Source organism: Flavobacterium aureirubrum, from assembly GCF_038739835.1.
GTDB lineage: Bacteria > Bacteroidota > Bacteroidia > Flavobacteriales > Flavobacteriaceae > Flavobacterium > Flavobacterium aureirubrum.
In genome coordinates this window covers 117740-137388 of sequence record NZ_JBCGDO010000003.1, presented here as the reverse complement: position 1 = coordinate 137388, position 19649 = coordinate 117740, and the positions used below count along the sequence as shown (strand labels likewise).

The window sequence follows — 19649 nt, the reverse complement described above, 5'->3', positions numbered from 1 at the left end:
ATTGAAACGGAAAGCAGGAATTACCATCAAAGATAATTCTCGAACAATTCGCTTCTGAGTATAAATTTAATTCCCCAATAATCTATCTGGATTATAACCCACATAAGGCATTTCGGTTTCTTTGAAAATTACGCCAAATTCTTCAAGCTCTTGGATGATAGGCAAATACACTTCTTTGTTAATAGGCAATTGAACACCTGGCGTTTTTATTTTTCCATTCAAGATTTGAATAGCCGCTATGGCTACAGGTAAACCTACTGTTTTTGCCATGGCAGTATAGGTTTGGTCATCGCCAAGGCAAACCATTTTAGAATCGATTTGTTTTTTCTCACCATTGATTTCATATCCAAACTTGTGATACATTACAATCATGTCTTTGTCATCGGGTTGCAAAGCCCAGCTGTCGTTCAGGATATGTTCTAATATTTGGGCTGGCGAAGCATTTTTTAGTCCAATAATTTTAGTTGGGTTGAATAAATCGAGTTCTAATAGTTTATCCCACATGATATCGTCTTGTTCAATACCAAGTTGCAAACGGGTTTTCATTTCTACACTATCAGTGGGCGAATAGGGTAAAAATGAGTTGATGAAGTCGCGGTAAGTCATGGTTTCTGAGTTTTCCATTACATAAGTGTCATCGGTCATTCCGAGTTGAACAAACATATTCCAAGCTTTTGAATAACCCACACGACGTATCGTTCCTCGATATAAAGTCAAAATATCATCAAGTCCATAAACACTGCGGTATTTTAGTGAATCACGATTAGCATAGGCTTCAAATTTTCCAAAACCTTCCACTTCAAGAAATTCCGTTCTTCGGAACAATTTATGATACGGAATGTATTTGTATTTTCCTTCTTGAATGAATTTTGCTGCACCACCTTGACCTGCTAAAACTACGTTTCTTGGTGCCCATGTGAATTTATAATTCCAAAGGTTAGTATCGCTTTCTGGAGCAACTAATCCGCCACAAAATGATTCAAACAAAATCATTTTTCCGCCTTTTTCTTCAATTTCATGAATGACTTTCATGGCGCTCATGTGGTCAATTCCTGGGTCAAGACCAATTTCGTTCATAAAAATCAAACCATTCGCTTTTACTTCTTCATCTAAACTTTGCATCGCATCAGAAATATAGGATGCTGTTACCATGTTTTTCTTGAAAGTAACACAATCTTTTGCTACATCAATGTGCATGTGTGCCGGAAGCATCGAAATAACAATATCAGCCTTTTGAATTTCGCTTTGGCGTTGTTCAACATTATTAATGTCTAATGCAATTGGTGTTGCATTAGTGTGATTATTGGTTTTGCGTTGTGCCAATTCTAATGATAAATCACCAATAGTAAGATGAAGATTTTCTTGAGTAGATTTTTCAAGAAGGTATTTTATAAGTGATGATGCTGAACGACCTGCGCCAATAATAAGTATATTTCTCATTCGTTTGTTGTAATAGAAAATAATTGTATTTGGTTTTGAATTACTCTAAGCCTTCTATTTCCTCGAGTTCTTTTTTAGCTTCTTGTTTGGTTTCTATTTTTTGGAGTTCAAATTTTTGATCAACGGTTACTTCGTCTTTTATAAAAACTGTTTTTGCCAGCACAAATACTGAGCATACTGTACTGATAAAAAGTAAGGTTTTTGGGAACTTTTTTTCGTGTTCCTTTGATTTTTGTAGCAATATTAAACTACAAATTAAAGCAATCCCAATGGGTAAAAATGCCAAAGTATCCATGGGTAAAACTGCGAAAGCAATTGCTAAAACAGTAAAAATAATGGCTATAAATAGAAGTGCTTTTCTCATCTTTTTCCAGTTAAATTCCAGTTGCTGAAGTTAATGTTAATTGTCCTGTTCCCACAGGTATACTGAATTTAAGCAAAGCAGGAATTTTTTTTGCATCAGCGGTGAACCAAATTAAATTTTTATCTTTTCCTCTCAAAGCATTTGTTTTTGCACCAATAGAAATTTTAAAACATTCTTTTTTACCTAAATTTCCAGCATTTACAGTTTCTTTTCCCATATATTTTAAAGTGACGGGAACTTGCTTTTCATCAAAAATTATTAGTAGCGAAACAGTTTGACCTACTTTATATTTAGAAAAATCCATAGTTCGCACTTTATAAAAAAGGGAAATTACATCTTGAGTGGAACTGCCGATAGTAACTATTTTTTGTGTTTCGGGTTTATTCCTTCTTTTGGTTGTACTATTTACTGTGTTTCCTTTGAATATATATTTTTCCTTTTTGGTATATCCGCCTTCGTCAATACTACGTTTGTATAAACTAGGCTTGAGATTAGTAGGATTTACATACGACTCATAAATATCTCTTATTTTGAAAAACGAATCCCATTTGCTGTAGGTAGACAATTCACAATTTAAATGTAAGTAAGAGTTTTTTGCAGTTGAAACAGTTTCGGTAGTCATCGTTACTTGAGCCAATTGTGTCATCAAACCACTCATATTATAGGAACCCGCAAAGACTAGTTTTTCTCCAGATTTTATAGTTTGACCCGTTGTCGTTGTAACGCAAATGGTAAGCAAACAAAATGTAATTAAAATACTTTTCATAAAGGAAAAATTTAGGTGCAAATATAAAATTTTAAAAACGGTTCGTTCCGAAATTCAATGACAAAAAGAATGACTAATTTTTTTTACCATGAATAAAATAACGAATAAATTTGGGCTTTAGTATTGAATAAATCAAAATGGAAAGAAAAGTAATTAGTATCGCTTCATTGATGGGGATGATTGCCATCATTTTAGGTGCATTTGGTGCACACGCTTTAAAGAAAGAGTTGTCAACGGAAGAACTTGCAACATTTGAAATAGGTGTTAAATATCAAATGTATCACTCGCTATTTTTGTTATTTATTGGGATAACATCATTAATAGACGAAAAAATAAAAAAAACAATTTTTAGGTTAGTGATTATTGGAGTAATTTTCTTTTCGGGTTCTATTTATTTATTGGCAACAAAAAGTATTACGGGTATTGATTTTAAACCTTTTGGAATCATCACACCCATTGGTGGTGCACTGCTGATTGTGGCATGGGGAATTTTGTTTTGGCGTGTTTTAAAAATGAAAAAATAAAATTTCTTATAAAAAATACTTTCTATAATTTAATTTTTACCTTTGTGGTCTGATTTTTAAAACAACACAAACTAATTTCTATGGAGAACTACGCTCAAATTACGAAATCGATTTCGTTAGAAAAGTACGGAATTAAAAATGTTCACGAAATTATACACAACCCTTCATTCGAGAAGCTATATAATGATGAATTAGACCCAAGTTTAAAAGGTTTTGAAAGAGGACAGCTTACAGAGCTTGGTGCGGTCAATGTAATGACAGGAGATTTTACTGGAAGGTCACCTAAGGACAAATACATCGTTAAAGACAGTATTACTGAAAATACTATTTGGTGGAATTCTGAAAAAGCAATAAATGATAATAAACCTATTAATCAAAACACTTGGAATGCTTTAAAGCAAACCACACTGGATCAACTTTCAGGAAAAAAAGTTTATGTGGTTGATGCTTTTTGTGGTGCCAATGAAAACACGAGATTGAAAGTGCGTTTCGTCATGGAAGTAGCATGGCAAGCTCATTTTGTAACTAATATGTTTATTCGCCCAACCGCAGAAGAGTTGGATAGTTTTGGTGAACCCGATTTTATCGTGATGAACGCTTCAAAAACCTCTTTCAAAGACTATGCAGCACACGGATTAAACTCTGAAGTCTACATAGCTTTCAATTTAACTGAGAAAATTCAAATCATTGGTGGAACATGGTATGGTGGTGAGATGAAAAAAGGAATGTTTGCTATGATGAATTACTATTTGCCTTTGCAAGGAATTGCTTCTATGCATTGTTCAGCAAATAAAGGAGCTGATGGTGATGTTGCTGTTTTCTTTGGATTATCAGGAACAGGAAAAACTACTTTGTCAACTGATCCAAAGCGTGAATTAATTGGTGATGACGAACATGGTTGGGATGATCAAGGGGTTTTTAATTTTGAAGGTGGTTGTTATGCAAAAACAATTGATTTAAGTGCAGAAAATGAACCCGATATCTTTGGTGCTATTAAAAAAAATGCATTGCTAGAAAACGTAACTGTTGACTCCAATGGTAAAATTGATTTCAAAGACGGCACTGTAACTCAAAACACTCGTGTTTCTTATCCAATTAATCATATTCATAATATTGTTAAGCCCATTTCTAAAGCAGGTCATGCTACTAAAGTTATTTTTTTAACAGCAGATGCTTTTGGAGTAATGCCACCAGTCTCAAAATTAACTCCTGAGCAAACTAAATATTATTTTCTTTCAGGATTTACAGCGAAATTAGCAGGAACAGAACGCGGAGTAACTGAACCAACACCCACTTTTTCTGCTTGTTTTGGAAAAGCATTTTTATCATTACACCCAACGAAATATGGAGAAGAATTAGTAAAAAAAATGGAACAACATAGCGCCACAGCTTATATGGTAAACACGGGATGGAATGGCACAGGAAAACGCATTTCTATTAAAGATACACGAGCTATTATCGATGCAATTCTTGATGGTTCCATAGATAAAGCAGCGACTAAAGTAATTCCATTGTTTAATTTTGCTGTGCCAACATCACTTCACGATGTAAATTCGGGGATTTTAGATCCTAGAGACACTTATGAAAGTGAAACCATTTGGACTGAAAAAGCTAGTAATCTTGCCGGATTGTTCATTGATAATTTTGCACAATACACAGATAATGAAAAGGGAAAAAGCTTAGTAAAAGCTGGGCCACAATTATAAAACATAAACCTAACCAACCGAAAAAAGCCATTCAATTTGAATGGCTTTTTTCGGTTCAAATTAGACTCTGCTTGTTCCAAAGTTCAAAATATTTGCCTTTTGAAGATAGTAATTCTTTATGGTTTCCTTCTTCAACGATAGTTCCATTTTCCATTACTAAAATAGCATCAGAATTAGCTATTGTACTTAAACGATGAGCAATAACGATTACGGTTTTTCCCTGTGCTTTAAAATTATCAATAACCTCTTTCACCACTCTTTCGGAATTGGTATCAAGTGATGAAGTAGCTTCGTCCATTAATAAAACTTCGGGATCTTTATACAAAGCTCTTGCAATAGCTATTCTTTGTTTTTGTCCGCCTGAAAGCATTGCACCATTTTCGCCTATTTGAGTTTCAAAACCATTGGGGAGTTTTTCAACAAATTCTGTAATTCCTAATTGTTTTGATAATTCTAAAACTCTTTGAATATCTGGAAATATTTCACCTAAAGCGATATTTTCTATAATATTACCAGAAAACAAATTTAGTTGTTGCGGAATAACGCCTATAGAATTTCGCAAACTTAGATAATGTATGTATTGCAAATCATAATCGCCGATATATATTTTGCCTTCTTTGATTGGATATAAATTTTGAAGTAACGAAATTAAAGTCGTTTTACCGCTACCACTTTCACCAACAATTGCGGTGGTTTGATTTTTTTTGAATAGGGCATTAAAATTTTTGAATACCTCAATTCGAGAACCATATCTAAACGATACATTTTCAAATTTTATATCGCCAATTAAGTCTTTGTTAAGTTCCACTTTGTTTTGGGTTTCTTCTCGCTCCAAATCCATTATTTCAAATAATCTATCGGCTGCAATCAGTGCGTTTTGTGCCGTTTTATTCATAACAATTAGCGATGCAACGGGTGATGTAAAATAACCTATTAGCGCATAAAAAGAAAATAATTCTCCAGGAGTTATTTCTTTATCAATAACATAAGCCGAACCAATCCACAATAAAATGACAGTAAAAATTGAAGCTAAAAACTGGGTTGATGTTCCTGCAAAAATGCTGTTTAATCCTGATTTATAAACAGTAAAAAGGAGTTTTACAAACTTATTCTCGGTTTTTATATTTGAAAATTCTTCAATGCCAAATTCTTTAACAGTTCTAATATGTGATATACTTTCAACTAATTGGGTTTCTAATTCGGCTGCATTTTCCATAATTTTTCGTTCTACTTTTTTGTTAAATCTGTTTAATAAAAAATAGATTATCGCATAAAAAGGAATGACCAATAAAATAACCAGAGCCAATTTCCAATAATAAGTAAACATCAATGCAAATGAAAAAATGACAATGAAAACATTAACAATCATTTCAATAGCTACCTCATTAATAAAAGAGCGAATTTTTACAGCATCGCTTATTCTTGAGGTAATTTCACCTATTTGCATAGTGTCGAAAAAGCGCTGAGGCAAATGGAGTAAATGTTTGTAATATCCTAAAATTAATTTGGCATCAATTAATTGCCCCGTTTTCATTACAAAAATACTTTTCTTAGAGCCAATGTATGCTTGTAATAAAACAATAACAATCATAGAAACACTCAATAAATTGAGCAAATTCCTGTTGCCCTCGACCAAAACATAATCGGTTATTTTTTGCACATAAATAGACATTGCAAGTCCGAGAACAGTAAACAAAATTGCTCCAAAAAGGGCTTGTATTAATATGGTTTTGTGTGGCTGAACCAGTTGCCAAAATCGTTTTATGGGCGATGTTTTATCGTTATAACTTTTGAAATCATCATTTTTGGCAAACAGGATTAAAACTCCTGTCCACACTTTTTGAAATGCTTCATAGGTGTAGGTTTCCATTTTCCCAACGCCTGGATCCATTACTGTAATTTTATCTTTAGTAACCGAATAGATTACAACATAATGATGCAACTGTTCTTGTACAATAATATGAGCAACGGCAGGCAGTGGAATTTGCGACAAAGCATCAATGCCGCCTTTTACCCCTTTGGCGGTGAAGCCCATTTTTTCGGCAGCTTCAATCATGCCAAGAACATTGGTGCCCCGTTTATCAGTATTGGCAAACTGACGTATTCTCGCTATGGGAAGATTAACGCTGAAATGATTGCCAATAGATGCAAGACAAGCAGCGCCACAATCTTTAATATCATGTTGTTTAATTTTGATTGATGCCATTTGCTAAATTATTTTTTTAGGGTTCAACCAATCATCCACCTTGTCAAACAACAGCTCATACAAACTTCTTCGTGTAATAATATACCTTGTTGTGAGTGTCATACCTTTTGAAACTTCGGTTGTATAACCACTTTTGAGTTGCATAATTTTTCTATTCAAACTACACCGTACTTTAAAAAATGCTTGATTTTCTTGAATAGTGATGTTTTTATCAATATCAATGACTTTGCCTTCTAGCAATCCCCATTGGTTGTAATTAAACGCATCAAGTTGGAATTTTACTTTTTGATTTTTCTTTATAAGTCCAATATCATCGGGAGAAACCGAACTTTCTACAATCAAATTATCTTCGGGGGAAATGGTGGCTATGGGTTGGGACGCATTGATAAACGAACCCACTTGCAAACCATTAAAACCTTCAATCGTACCTGTTGTGGGTGCCAATATAAAATAGTTGTTTTCTTCTACTGTTATTTTTGCTACATTGCCTTTTAGATTTTTAACACGTTCTTCTAAATCGCGTTTTTGTGTTTCCCACGCTGCTTTTTGTTGGTTGACAAAACTGTTTAGTGCGTGATTGGCAAAACGAAGTTCATACAAGTATTTTTCATATTCTGCTTTGGCAATAACACCTTTGTCAAAAAGTGTCTTGTACCTGTTATAATTGATTTGCGCTTGACTTACTTTGCTTTGTAACTCGGATTTTTGAGATTGATATTTGTAAAAATCTTCTCTGGCAGTAGATGTTTTTAGGGAATTGGTTTTGTTTTTTAAAATATTGGAAACATCCATCAAATATTCTGAAACCGAATTTGATAAAGTATCGGTGGTTTTTTTATCTGTTTCTAAGCCGTCTTTGGCTATTTTTATAAGCGTGTCACCTTTGGTGATTTGGGCATTATTTTTTAGTTTTATCCAGGTTATTTTGCCACTAACAATACTTGTAACTGGCACATTATCGGTTTTACTCCGAATAATGCCTCGACTCTGACTGCTAATGTCGATCTTGATAACAGGCAACAAACTCAAGAAGGTTATCAATGCTAAAACCACTATCAAGTAGATAGAAATACTCTTGGTTTTGTTCTTGGCGATAAGATTTTCGGTGGTATTTATTGGGTCTGAACTGAAGTTCATTGTTGGTTTTATAAATGAGATTATTTTAGAACTTCTGCTTTTTTTAGTTTGAGGTAGGCGGCTATCATTAGTACAACTAATCAAAACCGATAAACTATTTAGCCCCAGATAGAAACCTCCCAAAAAAACAATTCGTGTGTAGTTCTTTTATCAAATAGTGGAAAAAAAAATCTATGCTCAACAAAACGGTTAAAATTAGAAAGGCATTTTTAGAGAATTTCATGGTATTAAAAATGGATTTTCCATAGTTTATATTTTGCCTGAACTTATATTTGTTAAAATTATTAAGAATTTAAGGACACTTAATATAAAAAGTTGAAGAGTAAATTTCATTAAGTGTGAAAATAGATTATGAGATAATACTGCGTAAAAAGGAAAACTCTTCAAAAATAATAAATGAAGAGTTTTTTTAAAAAATTAATACCTTTTTACAGCTCTATAAATTTCATTTACAAAGAACACAATAACGCCTAGTATATATAAAATATAAAAAATAGATTTATATAATTTAGGAACTTTATCAGTGTAATTCAGTACCACTAAAATTAAAGTAGAAAGAATAAAAAGATAAAGCATTATTTTATTTTTTTGTATCATGGTATCCATTATAGGCACCGAGTCCAACTACTCCTGCAACTGTCGCAACAGCAAGAAGTACAGTTGCTGGTGCTACAATTAATGCTAATAAAGGTAAAAATCCACCTTCAATTTCTTTCAATTCCTTGTTGTTTAATTCAACTAAATTTAAATTTTCCATATTTATAATTATTTATTGTTATTTTGATAATGAGCATATGCGCTACCAACTGCATATCCTGCTCCGTAAAGAACAGTAGCTATTCCTGCAACTGCAGCTGCAGCACCTAGAATTGCAAAAATTAAACCGCCCTCAGTTTCTTGTTTCTCTTGAGCATTAAGCTCTACCAAATTCAAATTTTCTAAATTCATATTTTCTAATGTTTTTTGTGCTTGTATTATTACAAGCAAGTTAATAAAAAAATTTATTTAACAAAGTTGTTTTCTCGAGAACTTTTTTGTTCTAGTAAAATTCTATTTTATTTCTTTACCATCAAACCCAATAAATGGGTATTTTGTGATTTTTTAATACATTGATTTTCTTTGGTTTAAATGATTATGTTCGCTTTTTGATTAAAAATGTATATTTTTGTAAAAATATTTATGAAATATGAATCGAGAAGTTGTTGAAAAAATTAAACGTTTAAGAATAGCCAAAGGTCTTAACCACGCCGATATGGCAGATAAATTACATATTACTCGCTCGGCTTATCAAAGATTAGAAGTTGGAGAAACCTATTCGTGGGCAAAATATTTAGATGAATTAATGACTATTTTAGAAACTACGCCCAATGACTTTTTTTCTGACATTGGCAAAAAGACTATAAATCAAACTAATAATTCGGGTTCTATTGGTTATGTTGAAATATTACATCAAGAAAACAAAGAAGTAACCCAAAAACTCATTGAAACGCAACAAAGCGAAATTAAGTTTTTAAGGGAATTGTTGGCAAATACTAAAGACAAATAACCATAAACACTATTTTTTTATTTTTTTTTGCAATACTGTTTTCGGTAGTGTTTTTTTGTAGTTTTGTATAATTCTAAATTTAATAGTTATGGTAACTGTAAAAATAAAAGACAATTCAAAACAAGCCAAGCTTTTGCTGGAGTATATCAAAGGATTTTCGTTTGTGGAGTTTGTTACAGATCGAAGTACCAAATCATCCTCAAAACAAGAAAAATTTCTAACTGATATAGAAAACGGCTTGCGAGAAGTAAAACAAATAAGAGAAGGAAAAGTAAAGCCATTGACCGTTAGCGACCTTTGGGATGAAGAATAGAATCGTTCCGCTTCGTAGTTTTGTAACTGCATTTAAAAGATTTAACAAAAAGTTTCCAAGTTTAAAAAATGATTTTTTAGAACTAGAACAAAAACTATTACAAAACCCAAAAATTGGCGAAAACTTGGGTGCCGATTTGTATAAAATTAGATTAGCAAACAAAGATAAAGTTAAGGGGAAAAGTGCTGGTTACAGGATTATTTCTTATCTAGTCGAGGAAAAAGATTTGGGGTTTACTATTTATTTGGTAAAAATATATGATAAATCCGAAGAAAGTACAATTACTAAAGCGGTACTTTTAAAGTTGATAAAATCAATCTTTGGATAACATCAATATTTACAAAGACGATAAATAATCAACAAACTGAATGAAAACCAACATAGTGAAATTAAGTTTTTGCGGGAGTTGTTGGGGAAGAGTGGTGGTAAATAACAGCAATTCTTTGGGTTTGAAAATGGGGTTTTTGGTGGATGTAATTCTCAGCCAATTAGAAATAAAACAAAAAAGCTTATATAATTTCAGATTTTTTCGTATTTTTTAAAAAAGTTTTTTATTTCCCTTTGTTGGCTTCGGCTACATACTTTTCCAAAGCCATCGTCATTGAAGGTGTTTCTGGAGTTGGTGCCAGAATGTCAATTCTCAAACCGTGTTCTAAAGCTTCTTTTTGAGTTGTACTTCCAAAAACTGCAATTCGAGTATTATTTTGTTTAAAATCAGGAAAATTTTTAAATAATGATTTTATTCCCGTTGGACTAAAAAAGGCTAAAACATCGTAATAAACATCTGCTAAATCTGATAAATCGCTCATCACCGTTTTGTAGAATGTGGCTTGTGTCCAATCTACTTTTAAATTATTTAGAGTTTGAGGCACATCAAAGTTCAATTGGTCTGAAGCAGGTAACAAAAATTTCTCATCTTTATATTTTTTTATTAAAGGTGATAAATCTACGAAGTCTTTTTGTCCCACATAAATCTTACGCTTTCTATACACCACATATTTCTGTAAATAAAAAGCAACCGCTTCCGATTGACAAAAGTATTTTAATGTCTCAGGAACTTTATAACGCATTTCCTCCGCCACTCTAAAAAAATGGTCAACCGAGTTTTTACTTGTTAATATTATAGCTGTAAAATTGTTTAAGTCAATTTTTTGAGCTCTTATGTCTTTTGCATTCACTCCTTCTACATGAATGAACGAACGAAAATCGACTTTTACCTTATGCTTTTGCTGCAATTCAAAATAAGGTGAATTTTCTACTTTTGGCTCTGGTTGTGACACCAAAATTGTTTTCACTTTCAAATTTGACATTTTAATGTACTAAATTTTTTGTAATCAGATAATATATGAAATAATACGGTGCTATTTCCAGCGCGCAAAGATACAAAATAAAATAAAACACTTTGCCTATTAATGCGTTTTGATAAATCTTCAATGAAATGAGATATGAGAATAAATTTATTGTCAAAATCACACCTATTATGATGTAAAACAGAAGATTCGGTGATTTGTCACTATAAAACAAGAAAATATTAAAAGGTAAAAGAAGTAAACCGATAAAAGTTCGATAACTAACTTTTTGTAAATTTAATTGTTCTGCAAATTCTTCTATGTTAAATAAAGTGGCAACAATTTTTTCGATTAAAAATTTTGAAAGAATAAAAACGCCAAAGAAAGTAAAAACTCGTATGAAAAGTATCCAATCGGTTTTAGAAACATAACCCATTTGGTGTAGGAATAATTGTGTAAAAAAAGAAAAAGATAACAATTGTACAACAAATAGTAGAATAGTAAAACCACTCATTAAATGAGACGGATCTTTATAAACTTTGATATATTTATCTGAAACTAAAATTCTTAAAAAGTCTCTGTATCGGGTTTCAAATGCAGTTTTAGTAACAGCAATTAGTGCAAACGAAAATATAAAAAGATAAGTCGCCCAATCTTTTGGTTCTAAAATTCTCGGTTCTAAAACAGTTTCTATCATAATGTTGCCAAAATTACTAATTTTACTGCTTAAATTATTATAAAATTATTAAGATAGTACTTTAATAAAAAGAGTATTTTTGAACCCGTATTTTATAGTAATTCATCTATGACAAACGGTATAGTCATTATCCCAACCTATAATGAAATTGAAAATATAGAAAGCGTTATTCGTGCTGTATTTTCATTAGATAAACCGTTTCATATTCTTGTAGTTGATGACAATTCTCCCGATAAAACTGCTGATAAGGTTGTAGCATTGCAAAAGGAGTTTGAAGGAAAATTATTTCTGGTTAATAGAGCAAAAAAGGCAGGATTAGGTTCGGCTTATGTTCATGGTTTTAAATGGGCTTTGCAACATCACTACGATTATGTTTTTGAAATGGATGCCGATTTTTCGCATAATCCAAATGATTTAGAACGTCTTCATCAAGCTTGTCTAGAAAAAGAAGCCGATTTGGCCATTGGCTCGCGATACGTTACTGGTGTAAATGTTGTGAATTGGCCGCTTAGCAGAGTTTTATTATCCTATTTTGCCTCAGTTTACGTGAGAATGATAACCGGTATGAAAATCATGGATACCACCGCAGGATTTGTTTGTTACAAAAGAAATGTATTGGAAACAATAGATTTGGATAAAATAAAATTTATTGGGTATGCCTTTCAAATTGAGATGAAATATCGCGCTTTTGCTAAAAAATTTATCATCCAAGAAGTTCCAGTTATTTTTACTGACAGAACAAAAGGACAATCAAAAATGAGTGGTTCCATTATTAAAGAAGCCATATTTGGAGTAATATCTCTTAGAATAAGAAAATTTTTAAACAGATTATAGCCATAAAATAATGAATACTGTTTTAATAAAAAATGCCAAAATTGTAAATGAAGGCAAAATTTTTGAAGGTGATGTATTAATTGAGAACGAATTTATCGTCGAAATAGCAGCCCAAATTAGTCCCAAATTAGCCAGTTGCAAAATTATTGATGCCGAAGGAAGCTATTTGATTCCTGGTGCCATTGATGATCAAGTGCATTTTCGCGAACCGGGATTAACCCATAAAGGAACGATTGCAACAGAAAGTAAAGCTGCCGTTGCTGGTGGAATTACTTCGTTTATTGAACAGCCCAATACGGTTCCGAATGCGGTAACACAAGAAATTTTAGAAGAAAAATATAAAATTGCTGCTACTACATCTTTTGCCAATTATTCTTTTATGATGGGTGGAACTAATGATAATTTAGAAGAAATTCTGAAGACAAATCCCAAAAATGTAGCAGGATTAAAATTGTTTTTAGGCTCTTCTACAGGCGACATGCTTGTAGACAGTTCTGCTGCGTTGGAAAAAATATTTTCAAGCACCAAACTTCTAATTGCGGTTCACAGCGAAGACGAGACCACGGTTAAAGAAAATTTAGAAAAGTATAAATCACAGTTTGGTGAGGATATTCCGGTGCAATATCATCCTGAAATTAGAAGTGTCGAGGCCTGCTATAAATCAACGGTGAAAGTTATCGAATTGGCTAAACGAACTGGAGCAAGACTGCATGTTTTTCACATTTCAACTGCCAAAGAATTGGATTTATTTACCAATAAAATTCCATTAGAAGAAAAGCAAATCACCGCTGAGGTTTGTATTCATCATCTTTGGTTTTCAGACGAAGATTATGCCACAAAAGGAAATCTTATCAAATGGAATCCTGCTATAAAATCAGCTGATGATAGAAAAGCACTTTGGGAAGCATTGCTAGATGATAGAATAGATGTTGTTGCCACGGACCATGCGCCACATACTTTGGAGGAAAAAAAGCAAGTGTATACAAAAGCGCCTTCTGGTGGACCATTAGTGCAACATGCCGTAGTTGCCATGTTTGAAGCACATCATCAAGGTAAAATTTCTGTTGAAAAAATAGTAGAAAAGATGTGTCACAATCCGGCAAAAATATTTAAAATTGAGAAGCGCGGGTTTATCAAAGAAGGTTTCTATGCTGATTTAGTTATTGTAAATCCTGGTTTGCCTTGGAATGTTAAGAAAGAAAATATTTTGGCAAAATGTGGTTGGTCGCCATTTGAAGGGTTTAATTTCAAATCAAGAGTGACCCATACCTTTGTCAATGGAAAATTAGTATATCACAATTTCAAAGTCAATGAAACACCTGTTGGAATGCGATTGCTTTTTGATAGATAATATGTAAAATATGAAAAAAACGATAGCATTACTTTGTTTGTTGTTTTCCATTTATAGCTGTACCAATGCTATTGTTGAAAAACCAAAAAATCTTATCGAAAAAGATAAAATGATTGATATTTTATATGACTTATCATTGCTCGATGCTATAAAAAGTCAGAATATAAATGGTGGTATCAGCAGCAAAACGGTAGAAAATTATATTTTTAAAAAATACAAAATAGATAGTATTCAACTTGCAAAAAGCAACACTTATTATGCCTCAGATATAGACGAATATAAAAAGATGATTGAAGAAGTTAAAACAAGGCTAAGCAACGAAACCCTAAAGATTGATAAAACCTTAAAAAACAATAATCAATCGGTTTCACCAAGTTTAACTCGTCAGCCACTTTCGGATACACCGCAGGTACAATAGCTATTTTTTTTCTAATCGGATTATTTCTTCAACAGCAGCTTCAATAGGCTGAAATTCAAAATTCAAAGTTTTTTTTATCTTTTCATTACTGTACCAATCGACAGTGTGAATGGATTGTGCAGCAAATTTTGAGAGACTTCTTTTTTTTCTAAAAAATGTAGCCATGAACCAATCAATTTTCCATGCAATTGACGTTAGCCATGGTTTGACATAGGTTTTTGGTGGATTTTTGCCTGTTTTTTCAGCAATTAGTGTGATGATTTTTTCATAAGTAAAATGTTCCGCAACGAGTGTAAATCGTTCGCCAGAAATGGAACTTTGCATTAATTGCGTCATAGCTTTAACGACATCGGTAACGCTCACATGACCGGTTTGTCCTTTAGTGTAAAATGAAAGTCCTTTTTTAACTTTTTTAAAAATTACGCCACTTCCAGTATCCCAAATAGTTGAACCTAAAATGATACCAGGATTTACAATAACAACGGATAAGCCTTCTTGAAAGCCTCGCCAAACTTCCATTTCTGCGCCATATTTTGAAATGGCATAATCGCTATGATAAATTTCAGGATTCCATTCTGTATTTTCAGTAATTATCTTTTCATTTTGAGCTAAGTCTCCAAGCGCCGCAATCGAGCTCACATGACATAGCTTTTTTACTTTTTTATCAATGCAAAAATTGACGATATTGGCCGTTCCTTCAATATTAACTTTTCGTAGCTGGTTTTCTTCTTTGGGGTCAAAAGAAATGTGTGCGGCACAATGATAAACATAAGATATGTTTTCAAAGGCAATTTCGAGCGAAGGAATGTCTAAAATATCAGCTTTTAGCCAATGTATTTTTTGAAATAAAACTTCTTTGTGGTGAAGTTTAAAAAGAGATTTTGTTTTCTCTATCGTAGCTGTATTTCTATAAATGGCGCGAACGGTTTCCCCTTTTTCAATTAAATGTAAAAGCAACTGTGCACCCAATAATCCTGTTCCGCCTGTAACTAAAATCATTTTGTAAAGATAATTAGAAAAAGAGATACTTAGATTGTTAGATTTTCAAAAAGTATGCGAATAGTTATTCATTTAGCCCTGATTACAGTGAAAATCCTGTCATTGCCAGGCCAATAGATTGATTTATGGACTATAATTTTAGCAATGACAGATTGTAACGAAAAGCAGGAATAGGGTTTGTAGAAATGCCCAAGCCATTTGCTCCAAGTTATAATTGAGTTTTGAAATTGTGATTGATTTTTGAATTGTTATCTTTGCTCAAATTTGTATAAAAATGAACAATTTAGTAGCAGAATTGCAATGGCGTGGCTTGGTTCACGATTGTATGCCGGGAACGGAAGAGCAACTTTTAAAGGAAATGACAACCACTTACATTGGGTTTGACCCTACAAGTGACTCTTTGCATATTGGGAGTTTGGTACCTATAATTTTGTTGGTGCATTTAGAAAAATTTGGACACAAGCCTATTGCATTAGTTGGTGGCGCAACAGGAATGATTGGTGATCCATCGGGTAAATCTGATGAGCGAAATTTGCTTGATGAAGCTACTTTAGAGAAAAATGTGGCTGGAATTAAGGCAGTTTTGTCGCGGTTTTTGGATTTTAATTCTACTGCTGCAAATGCTCCGATTTTGGTAAACAATTATGATTGGATGAAAGATTTTTCGTTTATCAATTTTGCACGTGATGTTGGAAAGAGGATTACTGTAAACTACATGATGGCAAAGGATTCTGTAAAGAAAAGATTGAGTGCTGAAGGCGAAGGAATGAGTTTTACCGAGTTTACATACCAGTTAATTCAAGGGTACGATTTTCATTATTTATACAAATCCTACAATTGTTTGTTACAAATGGGTGGAAGTGACCAATGGGGAAATATCACTACTGGAACTGAACTGGTTAGACGAATGAATGGCGAAGGTGCGAAAGCTTTTGCGCTAACTTGTCCGTTAATCACTAAAGCGGATGGTTCCAAATTTGGAAAATCAGAAGGTGGAAATATTTGGTTAACTGCTGATAAAACTTCGGTGTATAAATTCTATCAATTTTGGTTAAATACTACTGATGTTGATGCGGAGAAATACATTAAGATTTTTACGTTTTTGGATAAAAACACGATTGATAATATAATTGCTGAACATAATCAAGACAAAGGACAACGTCTGTTGCAAAAACGTCTGGCGGAGGAAGTAACTCTTTTTGTTCATAATAGAGAAGAACTAGACAAAGCCATATTTGCATCTAAAGCTAAGTTCAGTCCAACGATGGATGAAATGTTGGAGCTTGATGAGCAGACATTTGTTGAGGTTTTTGATGAGAAAGAAACAGCAGAAATTTCGAAAGAAGATTTTAAAAACGGTTTGGATATGATTGCGGCAATGGCTGCGAAAACAGGGTTTTTAAAATCGAATAGTGAAGCACGTCGTGAGCTACAGCAAAATGCTATTTCGTTAAATAAAGTTAAAGTAAAGGAAGATTATATCATTACCGAGAAAGATTTGGTAAAAGGTAAATTTTTGGTGTTGCAAAAAGGGAAGAAAAATTATTATTTGATAAAAGTGGTTTAATACAAAGAGGAGCAAATTTTGCTCCTTTTTTATTCTCTAAAATTAATTTCAACTTTATTGGAAGTAAACCAACCTTTGATAAAGTTTTTGTCTTTTAGGATTTCGTTTTTTTCTTCTTCGGAGAACTTTGAAAGTAATTCTTCTTTCATCAAGTTGATGTGCAATTCATAAAAATGAGATTTATTTTCGTCAATATAATATTCCATAACATCGTTTTTGAAATAGCGGTTTTTATTCCAATTAAAAGTTATCGAATATTCTCGGGTTTCGTTGGGTTTAAATTCTTGGATGTTTTTGACAGTGTTGGCTTTGCTATCTTGGATTAATTTTTCAACAGTTTTGTTTTTAAAAGTCTCTACAATAGAATCGTTGTACTTTTTTACTTCTGCTTCGTCTTTAAAATTTCGAGTAGTTCTATTTCCTGTAAATATTCCGCTCACATCGATTGAGATTTCGTTTTCATAAACGTTGTAATATATGCTTGGGTTTAAAGAACCAGCACTAATCGGAATTAGATTATTTGGATTTAAAATAAAATGTATGGTTTTGTCTGTTTTGTTTGTAATTGAATATTTTATAGTAAACGTTCTTTCATCTTGAGTTTCGTCAACAGAAGTTAAGCTTTCTATTTCTAGTTCAACAGGTTTTTGTCCAAATAAAAAACTGGAATACAACAAAATATAAAGTAATTTTTTTTTCATGGAATTAATCTTTAAATTCAATTTTCATTTTGTTGGAAGTGAATTGTCCGCTAATAAAACTTGGGTTTTTGTTGATATTTTGCAAATCTTCTTTTGTGAGTTGGTCTTGAAATAAATTGGTTTTTAAATCAAGTATTAGTTCAATTTCGATAGTGTTATTTTGGTCGAGATAAAACTCTAAATCATCGTTTTTAATATATCGATTTTTGTTCCAAAGTGTTTTTATGGTGAATGTTTTGGTTTCGTTTGGCTTCATAGTAACAACGCTATTTAGTAATCGTTGTCTGTAATAAATCCACTGAAAATCTTCACTTTCACCGCCATTGTCTTTGTATTTTTTATAATTATCCATTGCAATTGTGCCTTGAGATATTTGGATTTTTTTCAAGAGATTTTTGGCTTCTTCGGATTCTTTATTTTCTATTTTTGAATATTCTAAATCGTCTTTTGTTTCGTATTCAAAAAATGGCCCATCCATATCTTCAAAAACGCCATTTTGATACATTTTATAAACTGGAAATAACGTTAAAGAGCTGGCCGAATTAGCAATTAAAGCATTTGGAATAAGAAAAAACGAAAGTTCGTTCGTAGTTTCATTTTCTATTTGGTAATTGATGTGATATTCAGTTGCGGAATTATGAACCGGAAAAGTTGTAATAGAATTGATTTTTACTTTTAGCTTTGGGTTTTGGGCAAAAGCAGAAAAAGAACAAAAAAAGACAAAGAAAAAAATCCGCATAAACTTGTATTAAATAACTACCAACGTAAAATTATGGATTTTATTACAAAACCATCAAATTACAACCGCGAATATCGGAATTATCAAATCGTCCCAAAATTTCAAAGCTATTGTTGCTGTATTTTTTTCCTAAGTCTTGTGTAGCGATAAACGAGCACGAATTGATATTGGCTAAATCTATGACATTCACACCGCCAGTTTTTCCGTAATCGACGTAAGTTAAGGCGTCTTCGGTGTCGCGAACTAGTATTTGCATCCATGATGGACATTCAAAAATTCCATTTCTCAATGAATAGGCTTGTGATAATAATTCGGTCATACCATATTCAGAATGAATGTTGGAAACGCCAAAACCTTCACTTAAAATGGAATGTAATTCTTCTCGGATGATTTCTTTTCGTTTGCCTTTCATTCCGCCAGTTTCCATGATGATGGTATTTTTTAATTGAAAGTTTTGCTTTTCTATTAAATCCAATAAAGCGTAGGTTACGCCAATTAAAATTACATTTTGACCAGACGAATCTAGTTCGATTAGTTTAGTAATCAATTCATCATAATTGTGAAGATAAAAACCGCTGTTTTCATTGTTTGATAATTCGATTAAATCTTTTACCATATAAATTAATGAAGAACCACTTCGCTCTAAATAGGACGGAAGCAAAGCTAAAACGGCATAGTCTTCAATGTTTCCATAGAATTGGGAGAAAGCTAATCGATAACTTTGTTCATAAAGTGAAATATCAGTAACTAGATGTTTGCTAGCAATCATTCCAGTCGTTGCACTACTTGTGAAAATTTCTTGAATAGCTTCGGAAGTAGAAATTACATCATGACTTTTAAAAAACTGCACAGGTAAAAACGGAATTTTCTCTAATGATTTTACTGTGTGTTTTTCCACTTTTAGAAACTCACAAAACTCTCTGTAGACTGTATTATTTTCATATTGAGAACGAAAAACTTTAAGCGCTATTTTTTCAAATTGCTTTTGAGAGGAGATAGTAAATATGTCTTGTGGGTTTATCAAGAAGTAATTTTTTTGGCAAAAGTAGTAA

22 protein-coding genes are annotated in these 19649 nt (G+C 32.4%); 9 read left to right on the top strand and 13 right to left on the bottom strand.

The window, feature by feature from the left end; translation table 11 throughout:
• Positions 1 to 66: 66 nt before the first annotated feature.
• Genes WFZ85_RS04000 through WFZ85_RS03990 form a run of 3 tightly spaced genes read right to left on the bottom strand, consistent with a single transcriptional unit; the run spans position 67 to position 2570 of the window.
• Positions 67 to 1440 (bottom strand): saccharopine dehydrogenase family protein, encoded by a 1374-nt coding sequence (locus tag WFZ85_RS04000; protein WP_342694993.1) that lies wholly within the window; start codon positions 1438 to 1440, stop codon positions 67 to 69.
• Between the two features lie 40 nt (positions 1441 to 1480).
• Positions 1481 to 1804 carry a hypothetical protein gene (locus WFZ85_RS03995; protein WP_342694992.1) on the bottom strand — a complete coding sequence of 108 codons (324 nt, stop codon included), beginning with the start codon at positions 1802 to 1804 and terminating at the stop codon, positions 1481 to 1483.
• Positions 1805 to 1814: 10 nt separating this feature from the next.
• Positions 1815 to 2570, bottom strand: coding sequence for a DUF3108 domain-containing protein (locus tag WFZ85_RS03990; protein ID WP_342694991.1), 756 nt, complete (start codon positions 2568 to 2570; stop codon positions 1815 to 1817).
• Between the two features lie 137 nt (positions 2571 to 2707).
• Between WFZ85_RS03990 and WFZ85_RS03985 the strand changes: the two genes are divergently transcribed.
• Together WFZ85_RS03985 and pckA are read left to right on the top strand one after the other, a co-directional pair.
• Entirely contained in the window at positions 2708 to 3094 is a 387-nt protein-coding gene (locus WFZ85_RS03985) for a DUF423 domain-containing protein (protein WP_342694990.1), read from the top strand.
• An 80-nt stretch (positions 3095 to 3174) separates the two neighbouring features.
• Complete coding sequence (gene pckA / locus WFZ85_RS03980) at positions 3175 to 4800, top strand: phosphoenolpyruvate carboxykinase (ATP) (protein WP_342694989.1); 1626 nt, start codon at positions 3175 to 3177, stop codon at positions 4798 to 4800.
• A gap of 55 nt (positions 4801 to 4855) precedes the next feature.
• Here the strand turns inward: pckA and WFZ85_RS03975 are convergent, their stop codons facing one another.
• From WFZ85_RS03975 to WFZ85_RS03960, 4 genes are all read right to left on the bottom strand, one after another.
• Complete coding sequence (locus WFZ85_RS03975) at positions 4856 to 7006, bottom strand: peptidase domain-containing ABC transporter (protein WP_342694988.1); 2151 nt, start codon at positions 7004 to 7006, stop codon at positions 4856 to 4858.
• A gap of 3 nt (positions 7007 to 7009) precedes the next feature.
• Positions 7010 to 8143, bottom strand: coding sequence for an HlyD family secretion protein (locus WFZ85_RS03970; protein WP_342694987.1), 1134 nt, complete (start codon positions 8141 to 8143; stop codon positions 7010 to 7012).
• Between the two features lie 580 nt (positions 8144 to 8723).
• Positions 8724 to 8900, bottom strand: coding sequence for a class IIb bacteriocin, lactobin A/cerein 7B family (locus WFZ85_RS03965; protein ID WP_342694986.1), 177 nt, complete (start codon positions 8898 to 8900; stop codon positions 8724 to 8726).
• Positions 8901 to 8908: 8 nt separating this feature from the next.
• Positions 8909 to 9091: a class IIb bacteriocin, lactobin A/cerein 7B family gene (locus WFZ85_RS03960; RefSeq protein ID WP_342694985.1), complete on the bottom strand. Its 183-nt coding sequence runs from the start codon at positions 9089 to 9091 to the stop codon at positions 8909 to 8911.
• A 238-nt stretch (positions 9092 to 9329) separates the two neighbouring features.
• On the opposite strand from WFZ85_RS03960, the gene WFZ85_RS03955 reads away from it, so the two are divergent.
• The 3 genes from WFZ85_RS03955 (at position 9330) to WFZ85_RS03945 (ending at position 10330) form a co-directional block, all read left to right on the top strand.
• Complete coding sequence (locus WFZ85_RS03955; RefSeq protein ID WP_342694984.1) at positions 9330 to 9689, top strand: helix-turn-helix transcriptional regulator; 360 nt, start codon at positions 9330 to 9332, stop codon at positions 9687 to 9689.
• 88 nt (positions 9690 to 9777) lie between these two features.
• Positions 9778 to 10002, top strand: a complete 225-nt coding sequence (locus WFZ85_RS03950; protein ID WP_342694983.1) for a hypothetical protein — start codon at positions 9778 to 9780, stop codon at positions 10000 to 10002.
• Positions 9992 to 10330 (top strand): hypothetical protein, encoded by a 339-nt coding sequence (locus WFZ85_RS03945; protein WP_342694982.1) that lies wholly within the window; start codon positions 9992 to 9994, stop codon positions 10328 to 10330. The genes WFZ85_RS03950 and WFZ85_RS03945 overlap by 11 nt, the downstream gene beginning before the upstream one ends.
• Before the next feature lie 223 nt (positions 10331 to 10553).
• On the opposite strand, the gene WFZ85_RS03940 is transcribed toward WFZ85_RS03945, so the two are convergent.
• Entirely contained in the window at positions 10554 to 11303 is a 750-nt protein-coding gene (locus WFZ85_RS03940; protein ID WP_342695075.1) for a uroporphyrinogen-III synthase, read from the bottom strand.
• Between the two features lie 10 nt (positions 11304 to 11313).
• Positions 11314 to 11988, bottom strand: a complete 675-nt coding sequence (locus tag WFZ85_RS03935; protein ID WP_342694981.1) for a DUF4271 domain-containing protein — start codon at positions 11986 to 11988, stop codon at positions 11314 to 11316.
• A gap of 108 nt (positions 11989 to 12096) precedes the next feature.
• Between WFZ85_RS03935 and WFZ85_RS03930 the strand changes: the two genes are divergently transcribed.
• Genes WFZ85_RS03930 through WFZ85_RS03920 form a run of 3 tightly spaced genes read left to right on the top strand, consistent with a single transcriptional unit; the run spans position 12097 to position 14591 of the window.
• A complete protein-coding gene (locus tag WFZ85_RS03930) occupies positions 12097 to 12822 on the top strand; it encodes a polyprenol monophosphomannose synthase (protein ID WP_342694980.1) in 726 nt (241 codons plus the stop codon).
• 10 nt (positions 12823 to 12832) lie between these two features.
• A complete protein-coding gene (locus WFZ85_RS03925; RefSeq protein ID WP_342694979.1) occupies positions 12833 to 14173 on the top strand; it encodes a dihydroorotase in 1341 nt (446 codons plus the stop codon).
• 10 nt (positions 14174 to 14183) lie between these two features.
• The gene (locus tag WFZ85_RS03920) at positions 14184 to 14591 is read left to right on the top strand and encodes a DUF4296 domain-containing protein (RefSeq protein WP_342694978.1); all 408 of its coding nucleotides are present in this window, start codon (positions 14184 to 14186) and stop codon (positions 14589 to 14591) included.
• Here WFZ85_RS03920 and WFZ85_RS03915 read toward each other — a convergent pair whose 3' ends face one another.
• The gene (locus WFZ85_RS03915; RefSeq protein ID WP_342694977.1) at positions 14592 to 15590 is read right to left on the bottom strand and encodes an NAD-dependent epimerase/dehydratase family protein; all 999 of its coding nucleotides are present in this window, start codon (positions 15588 to 15590) and stop codon (positions 14592 to 14594) included.
• Positions 15591 to 15864: 274 nt separating this feature from the next.
• Between WFZ85_RS03915 and tyrS the strand changes: the two genes are divergently transcribed.
• On the top strand, positions 15865 to 17157 hold the full coding sequence (gene tyrS, locus WFZ85_RS03910) for a tyrosine--tRNA ligase (RefSeq protein WP_342694976.1): 1293 nt from the start codon (positions 15865 to 15867) through the stop codon (positions 17155 to 17157).
• Positions 17158 to 17186: 29 nt separating this feature from the next.
• Here tyrS and WFZ85_RS03905 read toward each other — a convergent pair whose 3' ends face one another.
• The 3 genes from WFZ85_RS03905 to WFZ85_RS03895 are packed head-to-tail and all read right to left on the bottom strand — an operon-like array spanning position 17187 to position 19621.
• On the bottom strand, positions 17187 to 17858 hold the full coding sequence (locus tag WFZ85_RS03905; protein WP_342694975.1) for a hypothetical protein: 672 nt from the start codon (positions 17856 to 17858) through the stop codon (positions 17187 to 17189).
• Between the two features lie 4 nt (positions 17859 to 17862).
• Entirely contained in the window at positions 17863 to 18597 is a 735-nt protein-coding gene (locus WFZ85_RS03900) for a hypothetical protein (RefSeq protein ID WP_342694974.1), read from the bottom strand.
• A gap of 43 nt (positions 18598 to 18640) precedes the next feature.
• Positions 18641 to 19621: a LuxE/PaaK family acyltransferase gene (locus tag WFZ85_RS03895; RefSeq protein WP_342694973.1), complete on the bottom strand. Its 981-nt coding sequence runs from the start codon at positions 19619 to 19621 to the stop codon at positions 18641 to 18643.
• Between the last annotated feature and the right edge of the window lie 28 nt (positions 19622 to 19649).